This is a genomic window from Enterococcus mediterraneensis (assembly GCF_900604485.1).
In the GTDB taxonomy this organism is placed as follows: Bacteria; Bacillota; Bacilli; order Lactobacillales; family Enterococcaceae; genus Enterococcus_C; species Enterococcus_C mediterraneensis.
In genome coordinates this window covers 1,317,128-1,340,473 of the sequence record NZ_UWOP01000001.1, presented here as the reverse complement: position 1 = coordinate 1,340,473, position 23,346 = coordinate 1,317,128, and the positions used below count along the sequence as shown (strand labels likewise).

Here is a 23,346-nt window from a genome sequence, read left to right as displayed (position 1 = left end):
ACTCATGGTAAAATACTTTTGACAGCGCTTTAACGGAGGGGACTATGAAAAAGAAAATTATTCTGCTTTTGCTAGGACTATTTATATTTTTGAGCGGTTGTGGCTATAATCCAGCCCAGGACCATGTACAAACAGAGCCGGTCATCGGTTTTTCACAAGCTGGTATAGAAAGCAGTTGGCGAAAAGCCCATACGACTTCTATTCGTGAGGAGTTGCAAAAGAAAGGATTTCAAGTACTTTATAAAAACAGCTATTCCAATCAAAAACGTCAGATTCAAGACGTACTGTCTTTTATTGCCTACCAAGTAGATATGATCGTTATTTCTCCCATCCAAGAAGATGGTTGGGAAACAGTGTTAGAAGAAGCAAAAAAAGCCGGTATTCCTGTGATCATCGTGGATAGAAATATTCAGACTGAAAAAAGCGGACTATATCTGACTCACATCGGTTCCAGCTTCAAAGCGCAAGGAAATCGGGCAGGATTATATGTAGCAAATTATTTTAGTGAGGATAAAGATCAGCAAGTAAATGTCTTAGAACTACAAGGAGCAGAAAATACTTCTCCTACTACTTTACGACATAATGGTTTTGTAGAAACGATTGGTCGAAATAAGAATATCACGATCACCCAAACGTTAAGAGGAGACTATATCAGACTGAAAGCTAAAGAAGTCATGGCTAAAGCGATAAATGACGGAATTCTTGATGATATCGATGTTTTGTACAGCCATTCAGACGAGATGACGTTAGGTGCGTTAGAAGCATTAAAAGAAGACGAGACTCGTTTAGATAAAAATCTCGTAATCGTTAGTATCGATGCACAAAAAGAAATGATCGATTTGTTGAAAAACGGAACGGTCAATTGTGTTGTAGAGTGCAATCCATTTATGGGATGGTATGTTGCTAATGCGGTGACTCGTTACTTTAATGGCGATAAACTTCCTGAGGATGTCTATATTCCTGAAACGGTCTTCTCGGATCAGGGGAATCTTGATAGCATCCCTCCACGAAATTATTAAGGAGAACGACAAATGACAGAAAAAAACAGTATCAAACGTCTCCTTCATAGAACAAATTATCTGATGATTCTCTTAGCGATCACGCCGCTTTTAATCAGTGTAGTGATGTATACACGACATCTTTTTACTTATGAAAACAGCATCAATAATATTTCTCGGGCAAACAGCATTTCAACAGAAGTAGACGAGAAAATTTTAGAAGAAGCCTGGGGATTGACATATGGGCAAATCTCGCCACAAGAATTCACGGAAGATAATATCATCCTGACCATTAAAAAAAGAATCAATGAAATCAAGGAAAACACCCAAACACCTCAGGAAAACAGTACACTGGATGTAGCTTTGCGGGCGCTGAACAATCTGGAAAGTTATATCGACCAGATTATTGATAACTTGAACAATAATGAGGATTTTGAACATAACGAGATGCTGATGGCACACATTGAATCTTCTATCGGTCTGGTCCATGAGATCATTCAAAAATTCGTAGAGGTAGAGATCAATCTAGCCGCGGAAAGAAGTCAAAAAGTCCAACAGTCGTTGATCCTATTGTCAATCATCGAGATCTGCATCATCTGTGCAATCATTTATATTGCTCGAAAAACAAGTCAGCGTTTGATCAATCAGATTCAACTGCCAATAGAAAAAATGGTCAAAATGGCAGCGGAAATTTCCCAAGGTCATTTAAATTATCGTGTTGTCCAGCTGCCGGAAAATGAAATAAAAGTCCTTGGTGACAATATGAATAAAATGGCGGACAACTTAACTAGACTTTTAGAAGAAAACGCCTTGAAACAGTATAATTTGGCTCAAAGTGAAGTTCGTACATTACAGGCACAGATTACACCTCATTTTATTTATAACAGTTTGGACGCGATCTTAGCGTTAGCAGAAGCTGGTGATATGGAAAATGTACAAGCCATGACCTATGCCCTTTCTGATTTCTTTCGCATTTCTTTAAGCAAAGGAAAAGACTGGATCACGATTGAAAAAGAAGTCAGCCATATTCGCGACTATTTATTTATTTTAAAAATCAGATACGGTGATACGCTGTCTTATACAATTGATGTTTCTGAAGAAATTTACACTTATCCGATTTTAAAAATGATTTTGCAGCCAATTGTCGAAAATGCTGTTTACCACGGAACAAAGCTGGTTCGCAGACCGGGGAAAGTAGCGATCACAGGAGAGCTTGATAAAAACGGATTGATCCATTTCTCCATAACTGATAATGGAAAAGGTATACTGCCTGATAAATTAGCGGAAATAAACAACGAATTGGAAAATGGGCTAGATACTGAATTTAGAGACGGCTATGGTTTGTTCAACGTCAATAAACGTCTACTGCTTTATTACGGAAATGAAGCAAAAATCACTGTAAAAAGTACTTATGAGGAAGGAACGGAAGTCGACATCCGCATCCCTATATATGATAAAGAAGGAGATTTCGATAATGTATAATGTTTTTTTAGTCGAAGATGAGCATCTGATTCGTGCTTCTTTAAAGAAGCAGATAAAAAACTTAGAAACAACACTCCCTATCTCTTTTGTCGGTGAAGCTGGCGATGGTGAAACTGCATTACCGCTGATTTTAGAAACAAAACCGGATATCCTTCTCACTGATATCCGAATGCCCTTTATGGACGGTATTGAGTTATCACAGGAAATCAAAAAAATCATGCCTCACATTCGGATTATTTTTATCAGTGGATTTGATGAATTTACTTACGCCAAAGCAGCAATTCAGCTTCAAGCGGACGATTATTTACTAAAACCCATCAAACCGGAAGAACTGGAAAAAACACTCATAAAAACATTAGCCAATTTAGAAGAGAAAAACGGAACAATCAGACAAAAAGATAAAGAAGCAGAAACATTGTCGCAAGAAGTCAAAAAGAATCTATTTTTAAATTTGTTATTTAAAAATCAGCTTTCACTAACTGAAGCAATCAAAAATGCGCAAGAACTATCCTGTTCCATCGTAGGAAAAAAATATGCTGTTTTGCTGGCAGCAAATTACATGAATAAAAATTTTGAAGACTATTATATCTTTCGAGAAAGCCTAGGTTCCAGATTTGATGATGATCCTGAGATCGTTTTTTCCACCGTATCCTCTCGTTTCATCAAGATCCTTGTTTTAAACAAAGAGCCCCATCAACTGATGGATAAAGCAGAGGACGTTGCACAGTTTTTAGCTAAAACGGTTGTCAATAAAGACGGTTCAAAAATATTTATAACGATTGGTCAGCCAGTCGAACGAATCAGCGAAATCCAAGAAAGCTACCGGACTGCTAAAAATCTTTTAGAATTTTCGCGAATTGATTTTTCTCCTAACGTTCTTAGCTATAAATATCTGGATACTATTAGAAATAATAGCTTCCTCGATATAAATCTTAAAGAAAGAATAGCTGAGCTTTCAGTAAGTGAAATACCTGAGTTGATACAAGGACTAACAAATAATCAGCGCTTGAAAAAAGAACAGCAGCCGGCTTTTCGTTACTTTGTTTTAAATGAACTCAATGCTATCGTCAAACAAATAAAACAAGACTTTCCTCCCTCAGCACTTACAGAAGAAACTGATCTTTTAGCTGATATCGCCGCAGATGTCGAAAAGTATAAAAATTATCTGACAACGATCCTTTATATCTTGAAGGAGCCGCAGATACATCCGGAAATGTCTAAATATAAACAGATCATCCAACAGTCGATAATTTATATCGACAATAATTTTTCCAATCCAGAGATCTCTCTGAATAACGTCGCTGACTATATAAATTTAAGCAGTTCCCATTTCAGTACGATTTTTTCACAAGCTTTGGGACAAACATTCATTGAATATCTTACTAATAGAAGGATCAGCGAATCCAAAAAATTATTGCGGACAACAGACTGGAAATTAGCAGTGATCGCCAGTGAAGTCGGCTATAATGACCCTAATTATTTTAGTTATCTCTTTAAACGAAAAGAAGGGATATCTCCTAGTGATTACCGCAAACAGTAGTACAATAGTTCGAAATCATATCTTAAAAAAGAAAAATCGCTATAGATCTTAGTGAATCGATTCAAGCTACATAAAAATCAATCCCCAAAAGTTAGATTGAAAACTAACTCTTGGGGATTGATTTCCTATTATCGATGTTGGCTAGATAGTATACACTAACACTGTTTTAAATTCTTTGCTTTGAAAAACTCTCAAGTGATTTCAGTAATAATTCTTTAAACTTAGGCAAATCAATGTCAAAACCTACCTTCGCATTTTTCGGCTGTTTATATAAATCGTCATAATCACAGATTGTACTTCCTAATGATAAACCGTCATTCGTATCTACTGTTACAAACATCGGCACCATTTTGAATATTGAAGGATCAATAACATATGCCATAGCACAAGGATCATGCATATGGACACCTTCAATATGATCTTCCGATGCTAAAAACGGACGTGTCGTCGTCAAATCATAGAAATCAAGCAAGTCCGCGACAGTTTCAGCTACAGGATTGCCTAAAGAACGAATCTGCCGGATATCTTCTTTGAACAATTGGGCTTTTAATGTGACATCCAAACCGAACATCGCTGCAGGTACACCTGATTTCAAGACAATATCCGCAGCTTCCGGATCGACATAAAAATTAAATTCTGCTTGAGGAGTCATATTTCCGCCAAAACATGCGCCGCCCATGTAGGAAATTTGTTCGATTTTTTCTTTTAATTCTGGATGAGATAATAAAAATATCGCAATGTTTGTCAATGGCCCGGTAGCGACCAAAGTGACTTTTTCATGTTCCAGCAAGAGCTTTGCAATCAAGTCATTAGCTGAAATAGTCAAAGGAATGCTTGTAGGATCCGGAAGATCAGCTCCATCTATTCCTGTTTCTCCATGCACATTCTCTGCGATGATCAATGAACGCCGCAATGGTTTCGAGGCCCCTTGAGCTACTGGGATATCCTCTTTGCCTGCCAGCGCTAAAAGTTTCCGCGCATTTTGAAATGTTTTATCAGGTGTTTGATTGCCGGCAGAAGTAGTAACGGCCAATAACTCAATATTTTCCGAAGTTAACGCTAATAAAAGCGCCAATGCATCATCATGTCCCGGATCACAATCTAAAATAACTTTTTTCTTGTCCATATCATATTCCTTTCTCGCAGTCTAAAATAAATAAAACAACCTATGCCTTTGAGGACCTTAAACAGCTATAAATCTTTTTTCTAGTTAAAAGGAAAAGGATCAGTGCAGATAAGACGATCCCTCCTCCCAATAGAAAGACATTTGCATAAGTAGATTGAACACCACTAGCCACTTGCATAATGCTTCCGCCAGACATAGTACCTGATGCCATCATCTGTCCAAAAACCGCGACTCCAATCGAGCCTGTAATCGCTTGGACTAAATCATTGACGCCCATCACACGACCGGATTCTTCAATCGATACTGTTAAAGTAGCTAAATCAACGATCGGTGAATAGAAAAAAGAGGTGCCAAAGTAATAGATACAAGGCATGATAGCCAATGTTATGATTTTTCCATGAGGAATGGCAAAAGCGATAGCTATTAAACCCGTTCCCATAAAGAAAAGTGCCATGATCACCACTGCGGTTCGCCCGATTTTCTTAACAACTGGACCACAGACAAATCCAAGAACCGCAGCCAAAAGAATCGACCATACGAGATATCCGGATACTTCCGAGGAATCAATACCATAAACATTCAAGCCAATCGCATTGATCCCCGCATTCAATGTATAGCTGAAAAAGTAGCCAATAAAAATAATCGACATTGTGGCGATAAAAGCAGGATTTCTAAAAAATCGCGGCGTAATAAATGGTGCTTTCGCCTTATGGATATAAACCATAAATACTAGTAAAGATATGATCGATGCCAGTGCCCAAAACAGATTCATATCGGTAAAAAACATCGTGACAGATCCTGAAAATGCCCCAATCAGAGCAAATCCAACCTTATCGATATTTGCCCCGAGAGCATGATCATCTGGTAGATTTTTTGCTAAAAATGGTAGAAATAGGATTGAAAAAATTGGAAGAACAAATAACCATCGCCAATCGATTTTTGTTATATAACCTGCCGCCATTACACCCAAAGCCGCAGAAAATCGAAAAACAGCTACGAATACCCCATAATAAATCACACGATTTTTTTCATTGATATATTTCGAAACAAGAACCAAAAATACTGAACCGGCGGCTTGTCCGCCTGCTGATTGCAGGACCCGAGCCAATATAACCGCCCAAATACTTAATGTTCCCAGTAAAAACCCAATAATTGAACCTATCGAAAAAATAATCGTTCCTAAAACAGTCATTTTTTTCAGTGAAACAAAATCTCCCAAAGAACCGTAAATAACACAGACGATCCCTAAAACGATTCCTGGAATCGAAGTGATCAGAGAAGCCAACTCAGGTGTTCCTAATTGCTGACCAATATTAACAAAAATCATTCCAAAAGCTTGTTGTTCTAAAATTCCCAACGTAAAAATCGTTAAGACAATCGGAATCGCTTTTTTTGCCATCTGATTCATTTTTTCAAATTCTTGTGTTCCTTCTATAGGTACCGCTATGCCTACTGATTTCTCCGCTTCATTTCCTATAGTTTCCATAACTAACCTCACCTTCTGACATCCAATATACATCCAATCATTAATATTCATTTTTTTGATACAGTGATACTTCTTCGAAACACTTCCCCAATTTTTCTCTTACGTTAAATAGAAATCAACTGTTCATATCTGCTCCATTACCTAGGATCGGAGAAGAACTTGCGTAAAATAGTTTGGTTTGTAAAGTAATCGATTCAAGCGAACATATTACAGATATATTCATCGGCATCATTTGAACGCGGTTACAAAAAATTAGCTTAGTGATTTTCTTTATCGCGTTGAGATGTTCTATCCAAACCTTTTTGTTACTATTTGCTAATCACAAAACTTATTGAATTTCTATTTGTACTAAGTTTAATGAAAGCATTTGAATGAATCTAACAAAAGAAGAATCATTTTCCATCTTTTTTGGTAAAATTTACTTTAAAAAAAGAGTGCGTCAAACTATAAAAAAATAGAGGGTAAAATCAGCTTTGATTTTATCCTCTATTACTTAAAAATTATGGATCACTCTTCTAAACTACTCGTTAAAAATTTATAGATATTTGGTTCTACAGCATCTTTTAAACGAAATTCTAATTCTACAATGTTGGCCATTTTTTGCTCATTCATAGGTTTCTGCGTTTGACGAATGGTCTCAGCTATAGGATAGATTTCACCTAAATAATAAAAATCTGTCTCATTATCTTGCTGATTATATTTTCGTTTAATAAATAAGTGAATCTGCCAGTCTTCCGGGTGAAGTAAGAGTTGGACTTCCTTAGAATCCATTGTACGATTTGATTTAGTAAACCATTTAAATGTTTGCTCATCAATAAATTCATCTTCATAAGCAATTTGTGACGCCTGAAAATTCTTCCCTTTATCAAGAGTCACAAAGATAGCCATATGGTGGTTACTGAATGTATATCCACCGATTCCTTGCTCATTTTGGTTAAACGTCATATCTAGTACCCTTAAAACATCTTTCCGCCGGTACTTCTTGTAAAGAGTGAGCGGTTGACTTAAATCATACTCACGAGATTTCTCTACCCCAGTACCTGTTAAATCTAGCAGTAAAAATTCCCAATACTCATTCTTACGGGCTTCCTCAAAGAATGGTGTTATTACGAGTTGATCATCTATAAATTTAGCTAACTGGATCTCTTGATATTTGCGCCTTAGACTTGCTTCGAAAAAGGACAGATCTAATACATGGAAACTTGATAAAACCTGCTGTTTTGTTGCAGAAATACCACATCTTTTTAATACAGCGATCGCTTTTTCCACCGTAAGGGTAGTACGGTTTTCATCCATTAAAAAATACCGCAAAAGAAAGAGCTCATGGGGACGAACACCATTTAATAACTCTCTCGTGACAAATAAAAGTGCTAAGTTCTGCTGTTCTGTTATCACACCTTCATTTTCTTTAAATTTTAGTAACAAGTTATAATAGGTTTTCTCTTTGTTAGCAAGTAAAAGAGGATCAATTCCGCCCATCATTTGAAAATCCATTAAATATGGCGTGTGATTCAAGCGCTGCTTCAAAGCAAAAAAACTTTCTCGTATCTCTTTTAACGAATTCAATGTAGCTGCATCGATAGACTTGAAGATGCGTTCTTTTGCGACTTTTTCAAAATTGATTGCAGAAAGTCCTGATATATAATTAGTATCGAATGTATCACGACGCAAATTATTTTTATTACGTGAATTATCTCCAGAAAGGGCCATAGGAATCATATAATTATTTCGATAATTTCCGATAAAATCAATGACAGTCACAAAATCTTTGGATTTGTCTTTCCGCAATCCACGACCTAGTTGCTGGATAAAAATAATACTTGATTCTGTATTTCTCAACATGATCACTTGATTGATTTTAGGGATATCGATTCCTTCGTTAAAAATATCTACTGTAAAAATATATTGAATGATATTACTTTCCAGTTTTTGAATTTCTTGCTCTCGAATAATAGTCGAGTGATCTCCTGATAAATAGCTACTTGGGATCCCCCGCTGATTGAACAATTCTGCTAAGTGTTGGGCTTCTTCTTTACGACTGCAAAAAACGAGCCCTCTTGGTGTATTATGAGAACAGCCATAATAACGAATCTTTTCAATCAGGAAATCCACTCGTTCTTCTTCCAATAGAAATTGCAGATCCGTTGTTTCTTCAATCACTTGTCCGTCTCGTTCATAATCTGTCACCCCAAAATAATGGAAGGGACAAAGCAAGTCTTCGTCTAGAGCTTCTTGTAGCCGAATCTCATAGGCAATATTGTAATCAAATAATTCATAAATATTAAAACCATCCGTCCGTTCTGGAGTTGCCGTCATTCCCAACAGAAATTCTGGCTTAAAAAAATCAATGGTTTTAATATATGATTGTGCCCCTGCTTTGTGGACTTCATCTATCAAAATGTAGTCAAAAGCCTTTGCTCCTAAAGCGTTCTGATAGGAATCTTTAGAAATCGTTTGGATTGTGGCAAATAAATATTTCGCCTTTAGATCTTTACTATTTCCTGACAAAATACCGTAATCAGATTCAGACCCACCTAAAACTTTCTTGAAGGTCTCCATCGCTTTTTTTAGGATTTGTTCCCGATGTACAATAAAAAGCATTCTTTTTGGCTTTACTTGTGCTACATCAAAAGCAGCTAAGTAGGTTTTACCCGTACCTGTTGCTGAAATAACCAGGCCTTTTGTTTGTTCTTCTTGCCGCAGATACTTTAAACTCTCCAAGGCAGCTTTTTGCATTTTATTCGGTACGATATAACCTGCATCAACTTCTGTTGTGGTCACAGTTAAGAGTTTTGTTACTTCAGTTTCTTGATACTGTTCCTTGAATTTAGTCAACCAAGCTCGTGTAAGTGGCTGGGCCTCTGCCCATTCTTTCTCCAGATGCTGACGAATACTTGCTAGCATCTCCCCTTGATCGAAGGAGGTCAATTTTACGTTCCATTCATAATTCAGTTTCAACGCCTGCATCGTTAAATTAGAGCTTCCAATAATGAATGATTCATACTCTTTTTGTTTAAACAAATATCCTTTTGCATGGAATCCTTCTTTTTTAGAAATACGAACTTCTAGATTAGGGATATTTAATAATGACTCAAAAACATCTGGGTGGTTGAAGCTCAAATACGTCGAAGTGAGAATCCTTCCAGTTATACCGCGTTCTGCTAAATCTGCAAGTTGTACCTTGATAGCATTCAATCCGCTTTGAGTAATAAAAGCTACAGATAAAATAAAGTCTAAGCAACTAGCGAATTCTTCTTGTAAAGTATTTAAGAAGAATTCCTTCTTTTCTGGCCGATTGACGATAAAGCGTGGATTCAATGTACCACTATCTATTTTTTGATCAATAAAAGCTTTATGGAGTGCCTGCTCTAAAATATGGGTATCAATCATTTCCTACACCTTCTGTTATCAATTTATCTACAGTTGGTAAGTCAGCTGGTGCCCACTCTAACTCGCTCAATTGGGTTGGTTTAAGCCATTTAAGTTGAATATGCTCTGTTAATTCTGGCTTTCCTTTTTTCAAATGGCAAATAAAAGTAGTTAAATGAACAATACCAAAATCATATTCATAGGCCGTTGTTACAAACTCCGGCTCTATGATATCAACTTGAATTTTAAGTTCTTCTGATAATTCTCGTTGTAATGCTTCAACCGGTTTTTCCCCAGTTTCAATCTTCCCACCTGGAAATTCCCATAAATTGGCTAATGCTCGCCCTGGTCCTCGTTGACAACATAAAATTTCGCCATCCTGAACTAAAATCGCGCCAACTACAAAAATGTCTTTTTTCCCCATCGATTTATTCACCTTTTTTCCTTCTTACGTAGACTCAGGATCTCATAAAATCAATAGGCTTGCAACCTGACAATATACAAAACCCCCATTTTAGTTTTTAGCTAAAATAGGGGTTCTATCAATTTATCTGCTCCGTTAACAATAGGTTTGCCAATAGAAAACACTCCTTGAATATTCAAGAAGTGTATCCCTTATTGATTCACAAAAATATTCCAAACCTTTGAAGTAAATTCGAACAGTATTTATCTACCTATCAAAAATCCCCACTGCCAACTTCTACATTTCATCAATCTTCGCATTCGGCTATTTCAGTGAAAGTTTCGGCTGGTTTATCTTTTTTTATTTGTTTGATCAAAACGATTGCTAGTAAAACAATGACTGCGCCAAAAAGGGGTGTATAGGTGATCCCCATTGTGTCAGTAACTTGTGCTCCAACAGTCGAGCCTAAAGTGATACCGATATTGAAAGCTGCGATATTAAAGGCAGAAGCTAATGTAATATCCTCAGGCACATATTTTTCAGCTAATTGGACGACATACAGCTGCAAGCCAGGTACATTCATAAATGCAAACAGCCCTAACAATATCGCTCCTAATAATCCTAGGATACTGTTTCCAATCAAAATCGTGACGAACAGAAAAACCAACGATGCCAGTAACAGCTCAAACATTTTGATCAATGACGCAAGAGGTTTTTCATTGGCTAAGCGGCCGCCGATCGTATTTCCTACAGCTACCATCACACCGTAAACGATCAAAATGATCACGACTGCATTGGCAGAAAAACCAAAGTCTTCCAAAATCGGTGAAAGATACGTATATGCCGCAAATGTACCGCCGTAACCAAACGCCGTGATCAAAAAAGACAGCACTAAAGGTTTATTGGTAAATATCCGGACAGACCCTTTTAAATCGACTTTTCCAGGAATCGGCAGATGACGAGGAACCAAAAAAATGCTGGCAATCAATCCAAGCAGACCAACGGCGGCAATAAAGATAAACGACATGTTCCAAATTGTCTGTTGTCCGATGAAAGTTCCCAACGGTACACCGGTGACAGTAGCGACGGTTAAGCCGGTAAACATGATGGCGATTGCGCTAGCGCGGCGTGATGGAACGACGACATCAGCGGCGATCACTGTTGAAACAGACATAAAGATTCCGTGAGCAAGTGCTGCTAAAATCCGTCCTACGATCAAAATCATAAAAGTCGGTGCGAATGCAGCCAGCAGATTACCGCTGATAAATAGGAGCATGATCCCGATCATCAAGTTGCGACGATTCCATTTACCAGTCAAAATAGTCAATAAAGGAGCCCCGATCGTTACTCCCAAGGCATATAAAGAGACGGTCAGTCCGGCTTGGGCCAATGTAACATTGAAACTTTTAACGATCATCGGCAGCAAACCAACGCTGATAAATTCCGTTGAGCCAATTGCAAAGGCATTGATGGCAAGTGCTAATAATGTTAAGTTTGGTGAGATTTTCTTTTCCATTTTTTTCCTCCAAAAAAATTATTTGTAAGCTACGAGAAGATACTATATACTGTTAATGATTTTTTGATAAGTACCCACTTTTTTGTACTATAGGTACTTTTTAGTAACTTTTTGATTGTACCAAGGTTTTAAAGGAGGATTTTTTTTTTGGAAAATCGTGCATATATGATCGGTGTGGAAGCAACGATGGATGTTATCGGGGGAAAATGGAAACCAATCATTCTTTGTAATCTTCGCCATGGACCGATGCGGCCTAGCGACTTGAAACGAGGGATCACCGGGATCAGCCAAAAAATGCTGACACAACAACTTCGGGAATTAGAAGACGACAAGATTATTGATCGGAAAGTCTATCAGCAAGTCCCACCAAAAGTTGAATATTCATTAAGCGAATATGGCGAAAGTCTTTCAGATATTTTAGATAGTTTATGCAGTTGGGGCGAACAGCATGTCGCGCATCTGCAAGATGAAGGACAATCCGTTTATTTGAAGGCAAATTAAAAAAACTGCGGCATAAGTTTTTCAAGCTAAAAGTATCCAAACTGTATAACTCTCTCACAAAAATCAATCTTGTTTTTCTGAGTAATCAATACAGTTTGAAGATTTATTTAGCATTGACTTATGTCACAGTTTTTTTAGTTGATAGAAATATCATCAACGATCGTCGCCCAATGATTCGTCGGTCCATGACCGTGTCCGACAAAGATCGGCTGACTGATCGCCGCTTGAATAAATTTCTTTCCGATTATGATCGCTGTTTTCAAGTCTGTACCTTTCGCCAGTTCAGCGGCGATACATGCTGAAAAAGTGTCGCCGGTGCCGTGAGTATTGGCGGTGGCTACTCGTGGCGCACTCATCCAAAAGCTTTCTCCAGAGGCCAACAAAACAAAATCGGCCGCCGCTTTATTTTGACTGTGCCCGCCTTTGACCACTACGTTTTGTGGGCCAAGTACTTGCAACTTTTTGGCTGCAGCGATCATTTCCTGATCCGTGACGATACGTTCACCGATGATCACTTCCGCCTCCGGCAAATTCGGTGTCACGATCGCAGCTAACGGCAGCAGTTTTTCATTGATGGTTTTCACTGCTTCTTTTTGCAGCAGATGATGCCCGCCTTTTGCCACCATCACCGGATCCACGACTAACGGGCCAAAATCTACTTGCTTCAGTTTTTTTGCGACAGTTTCCACCCGTTCCGCATCTGCCAGCATCCCGGTTTTTGCCGCACCGATCGCAAAATCCGCGGCTAAAGAATCAAACTGCTCTTCAATAAAAGTGCTGGGGATCGCCATACTGTCTTGTACGCCATAAGTATTTTGAGCGGTCAACGCGACGATGATACTCATACCAAATGCTTTGCGGGCTTGAAAGGTCTTTAGATCAGCTTGGATCCCTGCGCCGCCGCCAGAATCAGAGCCGGCGATCGTCACGACTTGAGGTGTTTCATTCACCATTTTTTGTGCCTCCTGTTTCCTGTTACATTCTAATTTTGTAGTCCTTCTATCATTCCTATAAACTAGGGCTGTCGGCTAAAACTGCCGTGATTTTTTGTTTCAGCCGGCGGACTTTTTCGCCGACATTTTGCGCCTGCATGATCTCACTGACGATAGACACACCGGCGATACCAGTCCCGTAAAATTCCGTCAGATTTTCTTCTTTGATCCCGCCGATAGCCACACTTGGTATCGTTACAGCCTCGTTGATAGCTTTCAGTGTGGCAAGCGAGGTCAGAGAAGTGTCTTTGGTTTTTGTCGGAAAAATCGCGCCGATCCCTAAATAATCGGCACCAGTTTTTTCAGCTTCCTGGGCTCGTGCCACGGTTTTTGCAGAAACGCCTAAGATCTTTTCCGGTCCGATCAATGAACGGACGACATCCACCGGCATTTCATCATCTCCGATATGCACACCGGCAGCGTCCACAGCTAAACAAATATCCACCCGATCATTGATGATCAGCGGGATCTGATATTGATCGGTCAGCTTCTTCACCTGCAAAGCCAAGTCATAAAATTTTCCCGTCACTAATTCTTTTTCCCGCAACTGAACAAGTGTCACGCCGTTTTTACAGGCCTCTTCGATCACCGCTAAAAATTTTTCATCACTAAAATCATACCGTTCCGTTACAAGATACAAGGTCAAGTCCATTGTGTTTCCCATCCTTTCACCTCAGTCCACCAATCTTCTTCCATCAATAGCGACAATCGATTCAATGTTTCTTGTCGAAAAGCAGCCAGCCCCACCGCGGCTTTTGCCTGTTCTCCGCAAAGATTAAAATAACTAACGCCGGCGACTACCGCCGCAGCCGGTTCGACTCCAGCACCAAGCAATGCCGCGATCAGCGCCCCCACGATGTCTCCCGTACCGGTAAAACGATCCAATGAAGACACACCGTTCGTCAAACGCCAAATATGGTTCCGCCCGACGATGATATCTTGCGCACCGGTCGCTAAAAAGATCGTTTGCGGATATTTTTTGACCAATTCCTGCAAGGTTTCCGTCAATTCAGCCAACGCTTCAGCACTTTGATCCAAAACACTGCCGTCCACTCCGCGGGCATGGCTTGATAAACCGCATAGATTCCGCAACTCGGAAATATTGCCTTTGACCACTGTCGGTTGTTCCGCCACCAACTTGCGCCCCACTTGGTTCCGGATTTCACTGACTCCAAAGCCGACAAGATCCACCACAGTCGGCTTTTTTGTTTCATTTGCCAGTTTTGCCGCGGCTATCAGACTTTCCTCCCGCTCTTCTGACAGATGACCGGTATTCAATAATAAACTATCCGTTTGTTGGAACAATTCAGCAAACTCTCTTTGATCAGCCGCCATGATGGGTTTTGCCCCCACATAAAGCAGTGCATTGGCCATCGTTTCGCATGTGACTTCGTTTGTTAGACAATGGACCAGCGGCGAATTTTTTAGTGGAAATGTTTTTGAAATATCTAAATCGATCATCCTGCTATCCCTCCTGAAAATAAATACTGCCAACGTTTGAAGATGGGAGCTTTTTGTAATTTGACTAATACCACGAAGGCAATAGCTGAACCGATCAATGTTGCTCCGACAAATCTTGGCGTATAGATCAGCCAATACAGATCGTTTTGACTGCCGGTGAACCAGACCATCACCGGATAAGATAACAACGAACCGATGATCCCTGTACCGACTACTTCACCCAGCATCGACCAGATCAGCTTTTTTCCTCTACGATAAAATACCCCCGCCAAGCAGGCGCCGAATGCAGAGCCGGTCAATGCCAACGGTGGGATCCCCAGCATCAGCATGCGAATTAGTCCGCAAACCAGTGCCATTGATGTACCGTAAACCGGTCCTAACAAGACACCGGCAATAATATTCATCACGCTGGACATGGGCGCCATCCCTTCGATCCGCATGATCGGTGATAAAACAACATCTAACGCGATCATCAAAGCCAATAGCATTAGTTTATGGACTCTTTTCTCCAAATAAAAAACACCCCTTTTCGCTAAGAAGCCAAAATGGGTGCCAGAAAAAAACGGAAAAACCCAACCAAGCAAAAGTGGTCGGGTATCATCAGTCATTAGCTACATTTCCCTGCGGCAGTCTTAACTGCATCAGGTTCCATGGGTATAATCTCAGCCAAACAGCACCCCAAATGTTCCTCTTCAATTGATTTAAGTATAACATACTTTTTTTAAGGCAACTAGCTTATAATAAAGAAAAAAGAAAGGGTGTTCTTATGTTGCCTCCAGATTTTTCCGCGATACATCACGTTGCCATCATTGTTTCGGACTATCAAAAAGCCCGCCACTTTTATGTGGATATTTTGGGATTGCCTATCATTCGGGAAAATTATCGACCGGAACGACAAGACTACAAACTGGATCTGCAATTAAACGATGCTGAACTAGAGATCTTCGGGATGCAAAACCCGCCGAAACGGCCAAGCTTCCCTGAAGCTGCCGGTCTGCGCCATCTGGCATTTAAAACCAAAGATATTGAAGCGACTGTCGCTTATTTAGCTGAACAGGGCGTCGAATGCGAACCATTGCGCACCGATGATTTTACCGGTAAAAAAATGACTTTCTTCTTTGATCCCGACGGACTGCCGTTGGAACTCCATGAATAAGGATAAAATCGATACAAGGTTCTATCTGACTATTTATGTGCCTGTGACGCAAAAAAGAAGCGCCTATCCGTAAAAAACGATTGCGGATAGGTGCTTCTTTGTTTTCCAATTACAGTATCAGCAATCACGATCCCTTAGTAGCTGTCCTTCTATTTTTCCACTAACTACTTGACCGCTTGATCTTGTCAAAAATCGCCAGCCAGTCTTTTTCGAAAACGATCACCGTTGTTTTGAATTGTTGGTTTTCCGGTCTGTCAGCGACCGCATAAAGGACTTTTGCCGCCGCTTCTTTCGGATAGCCGTAAATACCGGAACTCAGCACCGGCAAAGCAAGAGAATGAAGATCATACTCATGTGCCAGCTTAAAGACCGCCTCATATGCCGCATACAATAATGCTTCTTCATTATGCTTGCCGTCAATATAGCGAGGTCCAACAGCATGAATGACATAGGTTGCCGGCAGATCGAAGGCCAGTGTGATCACCGCGCTTCCGACTGGTGTGCCGCCGATTTCTGCCATTGCTTGTTTCAGCTTAGGACCTGCTGCACGATTCAGCGCACCGTCCACGCCACCGCCGGGAACCAGCGCCGCATTTGCGGCATTGACGATCCCATCCACCTGAAAATCCAAACGCGAAATATCACCAAGTTTGATCTCAATCATCACGTCCGCTCCTTTTCTTCGTTGTGGCTATGCCTAAAACAATTCTTTTAACAAAAATTTGCGGAGATTCTTGTCCCGCAACTGACCAAAACAAAAATAAATGATCCTAGCTTCAACATTTCTCTTCATTTTGTTAAACAAGCTTCATCGTATGAACTCTCCAGATCGCTTTTACATCAGTTTTTAGAAAAGCTCAGGATGTTTGCTTTCAAAATCCGTTAACAATTCCCGGACTTCCGCTGTGGATTTCGTGTTCATCAAGCTGACCCGCAGATCGCTCGCTCCGGGGAACCCTTTGACATAGATCTTGAAAAAACGATGCAATCCAACGATAGGACGAGGGACTTGTTCCGCGTATTTATCCTGCAGATCCAGCTGCAGACGCAATAATCCGATCAGGTCTTTTGGCGAATGCTCTTGCGGCTCTTTTTCAAAGGCATAAGGATTTTTGAAAATACCGCGACCGATCATGATCCCATCGACACCGTATTTTTCCGCCAATTCCAGCCCCATTTGCCGATCCAAAATATCACCGTTGATGGTGATCAGCGTTTGCGGAGCGATCTCGTCCCGCAACTTAACGATTTGCGGGATCAATTCCCAGTGAGCATCAACTTTGCTCATTTCCTTGCGGGTCCGCAGATGGATCGAAAGATTGGCGATGTCCTGCTTCAACAAATGACTGATCCAAGGTATCATTTCAGCCTGCTCAGTAAAGCCGATCCGTGTCTTCACACTCACCGGCAAACCGCCCGCTTTCGCAGCCTCGATCAATTCCGCCGCCACATCCGGCCGCAAGATCAAGCCGCTGCCTTTGCCCCGTTCCGCGACATTCGGCACCGGACAACCCATGTTCAAATCGATCCCTTTAAAGCCCATATCCGCCAACGCGATACTCATTTGACGGAAAAATTCCGGTTTGTCCCCCCAAATATGCGCCACCATCGGCTGTTCATCTTCTGTAAAAACCAAACGACCACGAACGCTCTCGATCCCTTCCGGATGACAAAAACTATCTGAATTCGTAAACTCCGTAAAGAAAACGTCCGGCGCTCCGGCTTCTTGTACGACATGCCGGAACACGACATCCGTCACATCCTCCATCGGCGCCAATATAAAAAAGGGCTTTGGCAGTTCTGCCCAAAAATTAGTTGCCATTATGTATCTTCCTCCCAGCGCACCTCGCGCGATATCCAATAAGTATTTCAAAACAACGTTATTATACTAAGGTTTGCCGGAAGAAGCAAAATGGAGGATCGGGGGGTGGGTGTTGATGGTAATTGATATAGAGGGCTGGAACATTTTGGAGGATTGATTGCGAATAAAAAGACACTTTCCAACTTTTGGAAAGTGCCTGAAAAGTTGATATATAGATATATTAACGTTTTGAGAATTGAGAAGCTTTACGAGCTTTTTTAAGACCTGGTTGGCTGTTTTGGAATTTTATAGAGTTGAAAAATACTATATTAGGAGGATTTACAGCAAAATTTCAAAAGGAATAGTTTCACTATATTTTATTGAATTTTAGATATTCGTTACCAATATTCGTAATCAAAAGAAATTAATTGCACATCAGAATATTAAATAGTTGCATACCACTATACTCACTTGAGTACTGGTCTGTATTTACTCTTTATACTAATTCCTTAATTATATTAACTACCCGTATTTTTTAAGAATTTCTGAGTATCTGCACTTTCAATTAGTTGGTCTTTATATTGCTCCATGATGGTAAAAACTTGGACAAATAAATCAGAAAAATCAAAACGATCAAAGAAAGCTTTCTCACCATGAACTATAGAATTTCTATTTTTAAGCATCATAGCATCAATATAATACCTTTTAGTTTCATAAATATTATCTAACCCTATTACCTTAATTATTTCATCAAATAAATCGAAGTTTAGATTAGAATCTGTGTTAATTAGACGTTTCCCAGGCCTATCCACAAAATTGACAGAAAATTCTTCATCTAATACGTCAGTAATATCTTTTACTAGTACTTGTTGAACAGATATCTTCTTTGACTTACCAATTTCTGATATTTTTTTAGTCAACTGCAATGTCACAAATGATTCTCTGAGCTCTCTTACTTTAATATTTTGCGAAGATACCAATAATACATATGCATTAGAAGCATGTCTGATATAACCTTCCCAATGAGCACATAGCAATGCTATTCCAGCTCTAACTAAAATACTTTTTGTAAGAGTAGTGTTTTCCGACTCCACTGCAAAAGAAAGATTTATCATCTCTCTTTTTCTCCAGGAAAGATCATTTATCAACTCATCTTCAAAATCTTCGATATTAGCTATGTTCATAGAAAGTTTCCTTTCCCAACTCAAAAACTTTCTTCATCCTATCAAGCGCTCTGACACCATGTTTAGTACTATCTTTGAAATCCCTATTATTCGAGATACTCTTTACCTTTTTGTTCAAACTCTCTTGATTATTTTGATAAAAATCGTAATTAGTATATACGGGAACAAAGATTGCTTCAAAAAGCCCCAAGAAAAATTGTCCTTTAAATTTATTATCCGCACTATAATATTTTTTAAACGCCTTTTTTCCAAAAACTTCCTGTAATAAATCACATGTCTGATAAAATCTCGCTTCAATTTCAGTGTATCGTTCATCATTAAATGTCTCTGATATGTTAATAACTTCCTCTGTCAAATAACTCTCCATATCATCCTGTGGATTAATATTTTTCCCCTCAGTTTCAAGTAAAATCAAAAATCTAACTACCAATTCTTTCACAAATTGCTCATCTTTTTTCTTTTCAGTAATATCAATAATCTCATTAAGTTTTTCATAATTAGATAACTTTTCAATGAACTTATAAAAACGATTATTAATCATAATCATCAGGCTATTTCTAACCTCTTGTCCCTTAAGAATAGATCCATTTCGATTTAGTCGCTGAAAAAGCTCATATTTAATATTGGGATTTACAGTACTGTCAACAATGCTAATATTAATTTTCCTTCTCTTGATATTTCGTCTTACTTCAGCTGGTAAGCTATTAGCTATATCATCTTTATCATCCCATTTTTTACCTTCAAGATCCGGAAGAAACTTAGTACCTAATAATACACTTGGCTCATAAAACTCATCCTCATTATCTCGCTTACGCAATAATCCCATGAACTCTAGTATTGTTGAAGTTCTTTGAAGGCCATCAATTATATCCCACCTACCATCAGCATTATTAGATACGAATATTGGCGGAATAGGTATGTCTAAAATCAATGACTCAATAAACTCTGATTTTTGCTTTTGAGACCACCGAAAGTACCTTTGATACTCTGGAAATATGACCAAATCTCCATCCCTATATAAATTAGCAACCTCCCCAATTGACATAGGATAACTATCTGTCTTTATTTCTTTCCTGCTATTTTCTATCTGTTCTACTAACCCCATCGTTGCTCCTCCTTCTACTTCTCCCAACTCAATATAGCTGAAGCAACCACTTTATTTATATTAAGCTGATTATATTCATAAGCGCCTTTTTTCCATGATTTTCCCATCTCTTCCATTTGCTGCAGTTCTGGATATTTCAACAAAGCTAAATCTGACCTATTTAATTGTGTACTTCCACTAATTTGTTTGATAAAAATCTCCACTAACGATGAATTCAAATATAAACTAAGCCCTATTGCAATATCTTCTGGAAGTCCTTCTTTATTAAGATGAAAATAGTTTATCTTATTATCAAAGGCATAATATTCAAAAGATAAATTATCTGGTACTACAACTGCATTTACTCTATGACGCGACTCTTTAGGGCTAAATCTTCTAACCACAACATAATTTCCTGCTTTACGCAACCGAGAATAATTTTTTTCTGTTACTTTAAGATAGTTGCCTTTTTTAGGATGTTTCAGAGGCCAAACTACCATATTTTCATTCTCACGAATATGATCTTGAAATATATAAGGAACTGCTTGCTTATATATTTTTTCAGAAATTGAATCTGGCTCTTCGCGAAAATCAACTACAGGACCAGTTGACACTTTGAGTTCACCTAAACTGGTTAGCGATACCCCATTCCTCTCAATAATTTTTCTAATTTCAAGTTCCACCTTATTGCTTGAAACCTTCATTAAATAATTATTTTCTTTATCTACTAAATCGTATCTTAAGCTAGATACGAGTTCCATGTCATCAAAACTATCATCTGTAGAACAACTCACATCTATCAATACATCATTTTTTTGTCTTTTCTTATTTAGTTTAAGAATAACATTTTCTTGAACTACTTTATCAAATAAATACCTAGATTCAAAAACATGAATACGATCAATTGAGTTTCTCTGAAAAATATTTTCTCTAAATTTTTTGAAATAAGTTCCGTTCATAAAACTGCGTGGTATTATCGTAACCAATTGCCCGCCTTTTTTTAGATGTGACATTGCAATTTCAATAAATGATGAATAATAATTTATATTAGAGTAGCCCATATTCCGAAGATGAATTGAAATGTTTGAGGATTGGATTATTTTTCCATAAGGCGGATTAACTATGGCTATATCTGCATCTATCTTATCTTTAGAACAATACAAATAGTTTTTTACTACTATCTTAAAATCTAATTCTACTTCAAATGATTCTTTAATATCATGTTTCATTTCTTGAAATCGCATTTCAAGTTTTTGAGATAATTTCTTATCTATCTCGTAAGCGATAATCCTAATTTTTCTTATATTAGGAAAATTTTCAGCAATAAACTTTACAGTGCTAAAGGAAAGATTACCTTCCCCTGCTCCTGGGTCTAAAATACAGATCTCACTTTGTTCGTGAGGAATAGTGAATAAAGATGACATAAATGTAGCGATATTACTATTTGTAAAATATTGGTTAAATTTATTATCAACTTTTTTTGTCATACTTTTTATCCCCCTTACCATCTATTCTCTAAAAAAATAACTGTATGAAAAATTAAGCCTTCACTAATAAAATCTCTTTTTCTAAATTACTCTGACAATATAAAATTCATTAGTAGCTTCCAATACATTGGTATTTATCTAAAATATCTTGACTGTTTCATTAATTTGAACTTTTACTGTATTACATTACTATTTACCATATTTTTTCTTTTTCGTCCTATCAAGCAAATAATCCACACTAACATCAAAATAATCAGCTACCTTAATTAATGTACTGGCCGTCCACTCAATCTTCCCAGTTTCATACTGCGAATAAGTATTTTGTGAAACATTTAGTAACTGCGCCATTTGTTGTTGTGTCACGTCATTATCTTCTCTTATTGAACGAATATTCTTATATTTCATCTTCATCACCTATACTCATTATAGGTATCTGTAATAAAGATATTGCTATTTATCTTTAATACAGATAAAATTAAAGTCTTCAATAATTGAAAAATTAGGAATGACTATGTTCTTAGAAAAATAATTGGAGCAGTTTTTCAAAAGAAGTTATCTTGAACACTTACTCCAACTTTTAAACGAAGATTACAGCTAATAATTGATTAAAAATAACATCAGTCTAGCTCGAGATAAAGCAATGAAAGTGCCTACTCAAACCAATACAAAAACCTAAAAAAATTGAAATTTCAATTCACTGAATATGTTCACGTCAAAATATTTGAATTGGGATTTTTTAAAGGTGCAAATTAGAAACCTATGCTATCAAGTGGAAAAACTTGAATTTCACTACCTCCCAGATTACGATTGGTAAAGCCTTAGATAAATTCGGCAATGAAAAAAGCACAAAAGGGAATAAAACGACAATTTTCCATATTCAAAATGAGCTAAAGCAATTACTTCAACAGTGGAAAATCCAACAAAAAGAAGAACTAGCTCAGTTTGAAATCGAACAAACCGAAGAACAGCTACTCTTTACCTTCTTTGATGATAAAGGGAATATCAATCAAAGACTTCATACAGATTATTTGAACTACCGCATGAAATCTATTGAGCGACGACATAAACACCTTACCCATGCGATCCCATACAAGCTACGGCATACTGGGGCAACTCTAGCCAAACAATCTGGCGTAGCTCTGGAACAGATTTCTGAAGCATTGACTCACAGCGATACCAACACTACAAGAACCTATGTAAACACACCAAACGTCATTCAAATGCCATTGGTGAAATTGCCTGTCGCAAATTGTCTCAAAAAGATGCAAACCGGAATGGTGTCAACAATGGTGTCAACTCAAAAAAAGACGCTTCGCAAAGTGAATTGCGAAACGCCTGAAAAGTCGATATATATATATATTAACGTTTTGAGAATTGAGAAGCTTTACGAGCTTTCTTAAGACCTGGTTTTTTACGTTCAACCATACGTGCGTCACGTGTAAGCAAGCCAGCGCGTTTAAGAGCTAAACGGAAGTCTGGGTCTACTTGTAGCAATGCACGTGCGATACCATGACGGATCGCGCCTGATTGTCCTGCATAGCCACCGCCAGTTACGTTTACAAAAACATCATAAGAGCCTTTTGTTTCAGTAACACCAAATGGTTGGTTGATGACTTCGCGCAAGTCAGCGTGTGGAATATATTCTTCAACATCTTTATTGTTTACAGTAATTTTACCAGAGCCTGGTACCAAACGTACGCGGGCAACTGCGTTTTTACGACGGCCTGTGCCGATATATTGAGCTTGTGCCAATGAAATTC

Annotated in this window: 21 protein-coding genes, 1 pseudogene and 1 riboswitch; of the genes and pseudogenes, 6 read left to right on the top strand and 16 right to left on the bottom strand. The window is 38.4% G+C overall.

From position 1 onward, the window contains the following. Window positions 1-44: 44 nt before the first annotated feature. Genes EFB00_RS06520 through EFB00_RS06510 form a run of 3 tightly spaced genes read left to right on the top strand, consistent with a single transcriptional unit; the run spans window position 45 to window position 4,020 of the window. Window positions 45-1,019 (top strand): ABC transporter substrate-binding protein, encoded by a 975-nt coding sequence (locus EFB00_RS06520; protein ID WP_122646055.1) that lies wholly within the window; start codon window positions 45-47, stop codon window positions 1,017-1,019. Between the two features lie 12 nt (window positions 1,020-1,031). After that, window positions 1,032-2,480, top strand: a complete 1,449-nt coding sequence (locus EFB00_RS06515; RefSeq protein WP_122646054.1) for a sensor histidine kinase — start codon at window positions 1,032-1,034, stop codon at window positions 2,478-2,480. Then, entirely contained in the window at window positions 2,473-4,020 is a 1,548-nt protein-coding gene (locus EFB00_RS06510) for a response regulator (RefSeq protein WP_122646053.1), read from the top strand. Before EFB00_RS06515 ends, EFB00_RS06510 begins: the two co-directional genes overlap by 8 nt. A 166-nt stretch (window positions 4,021-4,186) precedes the next feature. On the opposite strand, the gene EFB00_RS06505 is transcribed toward EFB00_RS06510, so the two are convergent. The 5 genes from EFB00_RS06505 to EFB00_RS06485 all read right to left on the bottom strand — a co-directional run bounded on the left by EFB00_RS06505 (window position 4,187) and on the right by EFB00_RS06485 (window position 11,920). Further along, window positions 4,187-5,146: a nucleoside hydrolase gene (locus EFB00_RS06505; RefSeq protein ID WP_122646052.1), complete on the bottom strand. Its 960-nt coding sequence runs from the start codon at window positions 5,144-5,146 to the stop codon at window positions 4,187-4,189. 40 nt (window positions 5,147-5,186) lie between these two features. Then, the gene (locus tag EFB00_RS06500) at window positions 5,187-6,632 is read right to left on the bottom strand and encodes an MFS transporter (protein ID WP_122646051.1); all 1,446 of its coding nucleotides are present in this window, start codon (window positions 6,630-6,632) and stop codon (window positions 5,187-5,189) included. A gap of 507 nt (window positions 6,633-7,139) precedes the next feature. After that, the gene (locus EFB00_RS06495) at window positions 7,140-10,022 is read right to left on the bottom strand and encodes a DEAD/DEAH box helicase (protein ID WP_122646050.1); all 2,883 of its coding nucleotides are present in this window, start codon (window positions 10,020-10,022) and stop codon (window positions 7,140-7,142) included. Next, window positions 10,015-10,425, bottom strand: coding sequence for a (deoxy)nucleoside triphosphate pyrophosphohydrolase (locus EFB00_RS06490; RefSeq protein ID WP_122646049.1), 411 nt, complete (start codon window positions 10,423-10,425; stop codon window positions 10,015-10,017). The genes EFB00_RS06495 and EFB00_RS06490 overlap by 8 nt, the downstream gene beginning before the upstream one ends. A gap of 286 nt (window positions 10,426-10,711) precedes the next feature. Then, complete coding sequence (locus EFB00_RS06485; RefSeq protein ID WP_122646048.1) at window positions 10,712-11,920, bottom strand: MFS transporter; 1,209 nt, start codon at window positions 11,918-11,920, stop codon at window positions 10,712-10,714. A 147-nt stretch (window positions 11,921-12,067) separates the two neighbouring features. Between EFB00_RS06485 and EFB00_RS06480 the strand changes: the two genes are divergently transcribed. Further along, a complete protein-coding gene (locus EFB00_RS06480; protein ID WP_122646047.1) occupies window positions 12,068-12,421 on the top strand; it encodes a winged helix-turn-helix transcriptional regulator in 354 nt (117 codons plus the stop codon). Window positions 12,422-12,555: 134 nt separating this feature from the next. Here the strand turns inward: EFB00_RS06480 and thiD are convergent, their stop codons facing one another. From thiD to thiW, 4 genes are read right to left on the bottom strand one after another with little or no spacing between them, the layout of a single operon-like run. Then, window positions 12,556-13,374, bottom strand: coding sequence for a bifunctional hydroxymethylpyrimidine kinase/phosphomethylpyrimidine kinase (gene thiD, locus EFB00_RS06475; RefSeq protein WP_122646046.1), 819 nt, complete (start codon window positions 13,372-13,374; stop codon window positions 12,556-12,558). Window positions 13,375-13,429: 55 nt separating this feature from the next. After that, window positions 13,430-14,077, bottom strand: coding sequence for a thiamine phosphate synthase (gene thiE / locus EFB00_RS06470; RefSeq protein WP_241153414.1), 648 nt, complete (start codon window positions 14,075-14,077; stop codon window positions 13,430-13,432). Then, window positions 14,056-14,874, bottom strand: coding sequence for a hydroxyethylthiazole kinase (thiM, locus tag EFB00_RS06465; RefSeq protein WP_122646044.1), 819 nt, complete (start codon window positions 14,872-14,874; stop codon window positions 14,056-14,058). The genes thiE and thiM overlap by 22 nt, the downstream gene beginning before the upstream one ends. Continuing rightward, on the bottom strand, window positions 14,871-15,362 hold the full coding sequence (gene thiW, locus EFB00_RS06460; RefSeq protein WP_164709483.1) for an energy coupling factor transporter S component ThiW: 492 nt from the start codon (window positions 15,360-15,362) through the stop codon (window positions 14,871-14,873). The genes thiM and thiW overlap by 4 nt, the downstream gene beginning before the upstream one ends. A 113-nt stretch (window positions 15,363-15,475) precedes the next feature. Next, window positions 15,476-15,565: riboswitch (TPP riboswitch) on the bottom strand. Between the two features lie 75 nt (window positions 15,566-15,640). On the opposite strand from thiW, the gene gloA2 reads away from it, so the two are divergent. After that, window positions 15,641-16,030, top strand: coding sequence for an SMU1112c/YaeR family gloxylase I-like metalloprotein (gene gloA2, locus EFB00_RS06455; RefSeq protein ID WP_122646043.1), 390 nt, complete (start codon window positions 15,641-15,643; stop codon window positions 16,028-16,030). A 160-nt stretch (window positions 16,031-16,190) separates the two neighbouring features. Here gloA2 and EFB00_RS06450 read toward each other — a convergent pair whose 3' ends face one another. From EFB00_RS06450 to EFB00_RS06425, 6 genes are all read right to left on the bottom strand, one after another. Further along, entirely contained in the window at window positions 16,191-16,694 is a 504-nt protein-coding gene (locus EFB00_RS06450; protein ID WP_122646042.1) for a macro domain-containing protein, read from the bottom strand. Window positions 16,695-16,877: 183 nt separating this feature from the next. Continuing rightward, window positions 16,878-17,852, bottom strand: a complete 975-nt coding sequence (locus tag EFB00_RS06445; RefSeq protein WP_122646041.1) for a tRNA dihydrouridine synthase — start codon at window positions 17,850-17,852, stop codon at window positions 16,878-16,880. 497 nt (window positions 17,853-18,349) lie between these two features. After that, window positions 18,350-19,015 carry an MAE_28990/MAE_18760 family HEPN-like nuclease gene (locus EFB00_RS06440; protein WP_122646040.1) on the bottom strand — a complete coding sequence of 222 codons (666 nt, stop codon included), beginning with the start codon at window positions 19,013-19,015 and terminating at the stop codon, window positions 18,350-18,352. Then, complete coding sequence (locus tag EFB00_RS06435) at window positions 19,002-20,120, bottom strand: DUF262 domain-containing protein (RefSeq protein ID WP_122646039.1); 1,119 nt, start codon at window positions 20,118-20,120, stop codon at window positions 19,002-19,004. The genes EFB00_RS06440 and EFB00_RS06435 overlap by 14 nt, the downstream gene beginning before the upstream one ends. A gap of 14 nt (window positions 20,121-20,134) precedes the next feature. After that, window positions 20,135-21,586 carry an Eco57I restriction-modification methylase domain-containing protein gene (locus EFB00_RS06430; protein ID WP_164709438.1) on the bottom strand — a complete coding sequence of 484 codons (1,452 nt, stop codon included), beginning with the start codon at window positions 21,584-21,586 and terminating at the stop codon, window positions 20,135-20,137. 189 nt (window positions 21,587-21,775) lie between these two features. Beyond that, complete coding sequence (locus EFB00_RS06425; RefSeq protein ID WP_420889751.1) at window positions 21,776-21,997, bottom strand: helix-turn-helix domain-containing protein; 222 nt, start codon at window positions 21,995-21,997, stop codon at window positions 21,776-21,778. A gap of 335 nt (window positions 21,998-22,332) precedes the next feature. Here EFB00_RS06425 and EFB00_RS06420 point away from each other — a divergent pair. Next, window positions 22,333-22,925 (top strand): annotated as a pseudogene (locus EFB00_RS06420) (site-specific integrase); the annotation flags it as partial. A gap of 20 nt (window positions 22,926-22,945) precedes the next feature. Here the strand turns inward: EFB00_RS06420 and rpsI are convergent. After that, window positions 22,946-23,338 carry a 30S ribosomal protein S9 gene (gene rpsI, locus EFB00_RS06415; protein WP_122646037.1) on the bottom strand — a complete coding sequence of 131 codons (393 nt, stop codon included), beginning with the start codon at window positions 23,336-23,338 and terminating at the stop codon, window positions 22,946-22,948. Between the last annotated feature and the right edge of the window lie 8 nt (window positions 23,339-23,346).

Excerpts from the sequence above, each read along its gene's own strand:
- EFB00_RS06520 (WP_122646055.1), top strand. The coding sequence starts at position 45 with ATGAAAAAGAAAATTATTCTGCTTTTGCTAGGACTATTTATATTTTTG.
- EFB00_RS06515 (WP_122646054.1), top strand. The coding sequence starts at position 1,032 with ATGACAGAAAAAAACAGTATCAAACGTCTCCTTCATAGAACAAATTAT.
- EFB00_RS06510 (WP_122646053.1), top strand. The coding sequence starts at position 2,473 with ATGTATAATGTTTTTTTAGTCGAAGATGAGCATCTGATTCGTGCTTCT.
- EFB00_RS06505 (WP_122646052.1), bottom strand. The coding sequence starts at position 5,146 with ATGGACAAGAAAAAAGTTATTTTAGATTGTGATCCGGGACATGATGAT.
- EFB00_RS06500 (WP_122646051.1), bottom strand. The coding sequence starts at position 6,632 with ATGGAAACTATAGGAAATGAAGCGGAGAAATCAGTAGGCATAGCGGTA.
- EFB00_RS06495 (WP_122646050.1), bottom strand. The coding sequence starts at position 10,022 with ATGATTGATACCCATATTTTAGAGCAGGCACTCCATAAAGCTTTTATT.
- EFB00_RS06490 (WP_122646049.1), bottom strand. The coding sequence starts at position 10,425 with ATGGGGAAAAAAGACATTTTTGTAGTTGGCGCGATTTTAGTTCAGGAT.
- EFB00_RS06485 (WP_122646048.1), bottom strand. The coding sequence starts at position 11,920 with ATGGAAAAGAAAATCTCACCAAACTTAACATTATTAGCACTTGCCATC.
- thiD (WP_122646046.1), bottom strand. The coding sequence starts at position 13,374 with ATGGTGAATGAAACACCTCAAGTCGTGACGATCGCCGGCTCTGATTCT.
- thiE (WP_241153414.1), bottom strand. The coding sequence starts at position 14,077 with ATGGGAAACACAATGGACTTGACCTTGTATCTTGTAACGGAACGGTAT.
- thiM (WP_122646044.1), bottom strand. The coding sequence starts at position 14,874 with ATGATCGATTTAGATATTTCAAAAACATTTCCACTAAAAAATTCGCCG.
- thiW (WP_164709483.1), bottom strand. The coding sequence starts at position 15,362 with ATGCTATTGGCTTTGATGATCGCGTTAGATGTTGTTTTATCACCGATC.
- gloA2 (WP_122646043.1), top strand. The coding sequence starts at position 15,641 with ATGTTGCCTCCAGATTTTTCCGCGATACATCACGTTGCCATCATTGTT.
- EFB00_RS06450 (WP_122646042.1), bottom strand. The coding sequence starts at position 16,694 with ATGATTGAGATCAAACTTGGTGATATTTCGCGTTTGGATTTTCAGGTG.
- EFB00_RS06445 (WP_122646041.1), bottom strand. The coding sequence starts at position 17,852 with ATGGCAACTAATTTTTGGGCAGAACTGCCAAAGCCCTTTTTTATATTG.
- EFB00_RS06440 (WP_122646040.1), bottom strand. The coding sequence starts at position 19,015 with ATGAACATAGCTAATATCGAAGATTTTGAAGATGAGTTGATAAATGAT.
- EFB00_RS06435 (WP_122646039.1), bottom strand. The coding sequence starts at position 20,120 with ATGGGGTTAGTAGAACAGATAGAAAATAGCAGGAAAGAAATAAAGACA.
- EFB00_RS06430 (WP_164709438.1), bottom strand. The coding sequence starts at position 21,586 with ATGACAAAAAAAGTTGATAATAAATTTAACCAATATTTTACAAATAGT.
- EFB00_RS06425 (WP_420889751.1), bottom strand. The coding sequence starts at position 21,997 with ATGAAGATGAAATATAAGAATATTCGTTCAATAAGAGAAGATAATGAC.